The following is a 4,713-nucleotide window of genomic DNA, read 5'->3' as shown; positions in this document are numbered from 1 at the left end:
GATTTGTGACAATAACGGCAATAGACGTCAGCTTTGGCCATGCTTTACCCTTAAAAGGCGGGAAGCATATCACAACAACTAACTATTTAATACATGACCTATTTTTCGCCTTCAATACCTCTCTGTAACAGAGCCGACATTATTTTACCCCCTCCAAACCATAGCTATAATTAATGCTTAAAAGTAAGAGTTAAATTATTTTTTAGCACAAAATATAGAGGCAATGAAATTAAATCCATTGCTTTAAAAAAGCTTTCAAAAACACATGATAATAGTAAAAAATCAAATATAACATACGGCTTTTTTTGACATTATCGATTTAGCATATTCGTTCAATATTATTGGTAACTTATGTAAAAATACGTAACCATCATGTTGAAATTCAAGCAGAGCTTTATTTAACGGGGATACAAGAAAAGTATCACCATCGAAAAAACAGCTAGAATTTGACTTTAAATAACCACCAACGAAAGCATCAAGATCATTCACATTCATTAAGTAGACTTTATCTTTTGTATAGGAATCTTCATTAATGATAAAAATATCGCTGGAAATATACTTCTTAAAATCAATTAAATTTAATATTTCGGAGTCTTCCACTTTTCCCCAACCATCTATCTTTTTTAAAAATTCAAACCTACCCTCTTGTGAAAACCCTATCTGATTCAGCAAGATCAACTCACCGCCAATAATAGGGTGCAATATCAAATCAGCTCTATCCATAGTGTATTTTTTATAGCATTCCATACTATTTCCCTTTGATTTTAAAAAAATTATTGCTCAACAATATACAATATCATTCTATTTTTGATAACTATCGGGGATGGAGTCGATGAGCCCAGCACTACAAGGACAGTTAGTCCGACTATTCAGAGTCCCTGCCAATTTTGTTCCCTGATCCAAAAAAGAACCGACACCTCCTACAATGGCATAATTTCCTGAGTATCTTCCACAAGTCACTTTAGAACCTTCAATAGCTGCTTGTTTCCCATAAAATTTAATGTTATTGGTTCCTGTCAGGATAGCACCGCCACAAGTTGTTTTATCGCCAATTGTTAAAAAATGTCCTTTCGCCATTTTATTTTCTCTCGTTTAAATTAAAATTATAGTGAAATAACCATATATAAGCGCACACATTTAAATATTTTAATTAACGTTTACTCATTGAAAGCTCATTGTATATCTTATCTACAGTCAGTATCAACCAAAAGAGCCTCCTTTAATAAAAGGAATACAAGATAAAACACCTCACTTCACAACCAATTTGATGTCTATCAGACTTTATAAAACTCAAGAGCCATCAATTAAATCAGTATCGGATATAGTACACATGTAAGCTTACCTTAAAGCATATTATAAGGTATATTGATTGATTGCATTATTAAAATAATTTTAATGCTATTAAAACTGTGGGATTAAATCCAGATGGCATTACATATTTTTATTCGAAGATAGTTATTTTCAAAATTATTTTGAGACTTTTTCTTCTTACATGAAGAATAGTGAATTTTTAATTTATTTCCAGAGTAAATTCTTAAAAAATTGGGTCATGACGCCAAAGCGTTTTAGTGATGTTTTTCAATATAGGCACCAATAAGTTTTTCATAGAATTTCTATCGAGCGTGAATAACAAAGGGTTCTTCTTGCCAGTCGTTTGATACGAATGCGTAGCGTAAGATTATGTCGCTCTATACGCTGGGTAAAAATTTTGCCCACCAAATGTTTTTCTGGTTCAATTTCCCGGGCATAACTTCCCCAGTTATTGGCCGTCATAAAACGAATATTAAAAGGTGCCAATAAATCAAGGAGTTTTCGGCAGGTTTCATCGTTTCGAGGCCCAAATACATGGGCGATGACTTGTTTTCTTTTTATATCAAAAGCATACCAAAGCCAATAACGTTGTTTTTTGTTACCGACGAAAGACCCTTGTTCATCCAATTCGCAAATGAGCGTGACATCATTGTAAGCCTCCTGCCTTGATGTTACCTGCTTTGGTGAGAGTTTTTTAAAGTCCGTATAACCGTGTTGATGCCGATGCCTAAAACACGGCCGGTATCCCTGACACCAGAACCATTCATCGCCATATCAATCACTTTTTCTTTCATGCCGGGCTTATGACCATTGTAACGATAGGTTTTCTGGCAGTCTTTGCAGTAATAGCGCGGAAAACCCGCTTTACCTGTTCCGTGTTTACGTACCGGTTCTGTTTGGCCTCAGTATCGGCAAACAACGGCTATCGTGACAGTCATGATCATCCTCTCCTGAAAAAGCATAATAATATCAAATTAATGCTTTGACGTCACGACCCTAAATCGGAGGAAATGCACGATAAAGTGATTGGCACTTTCATTGAAGTCGCTCCTCGTTTCTCCATCCTTGAAAGGACATCCAGTAGTTCGAGGGGTTTTATATCTGCTATTGGCCCTATTACCAATATAAGGAAATACATCATTTTCAAAAGCACTCATCATGTCAGCGCGATACCCTACCGGCCACCTATCCTTACGTTTTTCGTACCATTCACGAGTAATTTTTTCAAAAGTATTTTCAGACATGATGACGCTTTCTCTCTTTTTCTGCTTTCTATTTTCAGAAGGATTAATGCCATCAGCAATCATAGAACGGCACCCTGCTGTCCTTTTCCTTGCTTCTGCTAAAGGTACTTCAGGATAAGTGCCTAAAGATAACATCTTTTGCTTACCTTCAAAGCGATAACGGAATCGCCAACCTCTAGATCCGTTCAGTTGGAGGAGGGAACAATACACAATATCTATTATAATGATAAATAATAACTAATTAAATTCTAACTTTCATTCTATACAAATTTCTATACAACTAAGATAGTTGCTAGGGCATTTTTGACATATCCCCTTGTCACTCATTTACGAAATATCAATATTGCACAAATATCATCACTAGTTAAGTTTATTGCAAATAATGAAACGCCATCCAAGAATAACCCTCTCCGTAATCTCACCGTGGCTATCGAACTACCGGAAAATCCTCGGTAGTTGAACCTCCGCATTATTTTGTTACTTTCACTGTATTAATCATTTCCTTTGTCGTTATCTGGTATCCCCACAATCAATGAAGTCAGTACACTAAACATCCTGAGCTAGTGACTGACAACGAATTTCGTCGGAAGTGAATAGGTTGGTACGTTTAACGTTCCGAGCTATAGAGGGTTGCGACGCCATTCGTCGGAACCTATTAAGCGATAGAATTGACAGCCAACTGATAGCCCTGCCAGTAAGAAGCCTTTCCCGTCACGGTGATCACCTGACCTTTCTGCAACAACATCACCGACAACGCCATTTCATCAAAGCCCACAACACGCAGCGGGTAATCACTGCGCTTATCGCTCTGTGCCTGCATGGTAGCGACTGCCATCACCTTACCTGTCTGGCACTTTATACGCTTGGGGGCAACGGTAATCTTGCCTGTGACCGTGGCGACTATCAATGATGCGTTCTTTTGCTTTCTACGTGCCATTTACCACCACCTATAGATGAACTGGTTTTTCAACCATGATAAAAATCAGTAAGTTAAATCACTGCGAACGTAATACGTACTCAGTTACTCAGTCACATTCAGCAAAAGGTGTTGAGGAAATCTCAATACCCACCTTAAAGACAACCCAAATTTGGATTTTAAAGGGCTTTTACTGGGCTGCTTAAACTCAAGCCTTCTTGTGTCATTTGTAACTTATTGATACTTCATTCATCCTCAATTTGAGGATAAGTGGCAACCATAGGGATTTCCTCTATAGTTGATTAACTCATTGATTTGTCCGAGACCGTCACTTTGACCCAACCATTGCGGAAATCCCAACGGTTAATTTATGTACTGGACAAAATGGTTAAACTTATTGATTTTATTGTTTTTATTTGGCGACACCCCCCCCGTTTCTGGCTCACTCTTTTGTGCGCACCTCTTAAAGAGTTGTGCAAAGTTTGCGAGTAACTATCAGTTACGCCCAAAGTCCGATTATCGGACATTGGATTTTGCATACCGATATTTTCGGTGCTCAAACTGAACCTCTTAAAGAGGGGCAGTTCTTACTCCATGCAACGAGGTAACCAACCGACAATAAGTCTGGTGGTTAAAATACAAGCAGACCCCGAATTTGGGGTCTGATTAAATATCAATGGGTTATCACCAAAGCCCGAATTAGGGCTTTGCTTTGTTAAAAGGTGTGGTGATTTCCACCATACCCTAAATGGGATATCACACTTTGAGATGGTCACGATTTTGACCATCTACGGCAACTATAGGGATTTCCCCAACAGTTGGTTAACACCTTGACTTCCTTAATCTCCGTTTCTCTGCCGGAAATAAGTAAAAACAATAGGTTACAAACTAATTATACGTAACTCATTGATTAACAACAAATACCACACCATGCAGGATATGAGTTAAATCAATAGGTTACATAAAGGTGACATTTCTCACTTTTAACTTATTGATATTACTCAATTCCTGCTCAGGACCGGTATTCTGGTTTTCTGACAGAATTAGTTAAAATCAACTGGTTACACCATAAAGGCTAAACCGTATAGAGGGTTATGGGACAGCTTAATTTCAAGCCCTCCCATTGGCTGTGTGGTGTGTATAGACTGCTTCTTACTGGCAGGCATATCGCCCTTATCACGCCAGAGAGGACTGACTATCAACACTCAGTTCATACATGGCCTCATAGATAATCTCTTGTAA

4 protein-coding genes and 1 pseudogene are annotated in these 4,713 nt (G+C 37.8%); all 5 read right to left on the bottom strand.

Features of this window, described 5'->3' with window-relative positions; genetic code table 11:
- Nucleotides 1-282 precede the first annotated feature (282 nt).
- Entirely contained in the window at nucleotides 283-747 is a 465-nt protein-coding gene (locus Xhom_RS09575; RefSeq protein ID WP_069316329.1) for a hypothetical protein, read from the bottom strand.
- Between the two features lie 54 nt (nucleotides 748-801).
- Nucleotides 802-1,077: a PAAR domain-containing protein gene (locus tag Xhom_RS09570; protein WP_069316330.1), complete on the bottom strand. Its 276-nt coding sequence runs from the start codon at nucleotides 1,075-1,077 to the stop codon at nucleotides 802-804.
- Nucleotides 1,078-1,565: 488 nt separating this feature from the next.
- Nucleotides 1,566-2,249 (bottom strand): annotated as a pseudogene (locus Xhom_RS09565) (IS1 family transposase).
- Between the two features lie 36 nt (nucleotides 2,250-2,285).
- Nucleotides 2,286-2,690, bottom strand: coding sequence for an integrase arm-type DNA-binding domain-containing protein (locus Xhom_RS09560; RefSeq protein ID WP_069316332.1), 405 nt, complete (start codon nucleotides 2,688-2,690; stop codon nucleotides 2,286-2,288).
- A gap of 520 nt (nucleotides 2,691-3,210) precedes the next feature.
- Nucleotides 3,211-3,492, bottom strand: coding sequence for a hypothetical protein (locus tag Xhom_RS09555; RefSeq protein WP_069316333.1), 282 nt, complete (start codon nucleotides 3,490-3,492; stop codon nucleotides 3,211-3,213).
- Between the last annotated feature and the right edge of the window lie 1,221 nt (nucleotides 3,493-4,713).

This window comes from Xenorhabdus hominickii (assembly GCF_002632725.1).
In the GTDB taxonomy this organism is placed as follows: Bacteria; Pseudomonadota; Gammaproteobacteria; order Enterobacterales; family Enterobacteriaceae; genus Xenorhabdus; species Xenorhabdus hominickii.
The sequence above is the reverse complement of the archived record's forward strand: the minus strand, read 5'-3'. Positions and strand labels throughout refer to the sequence as shown.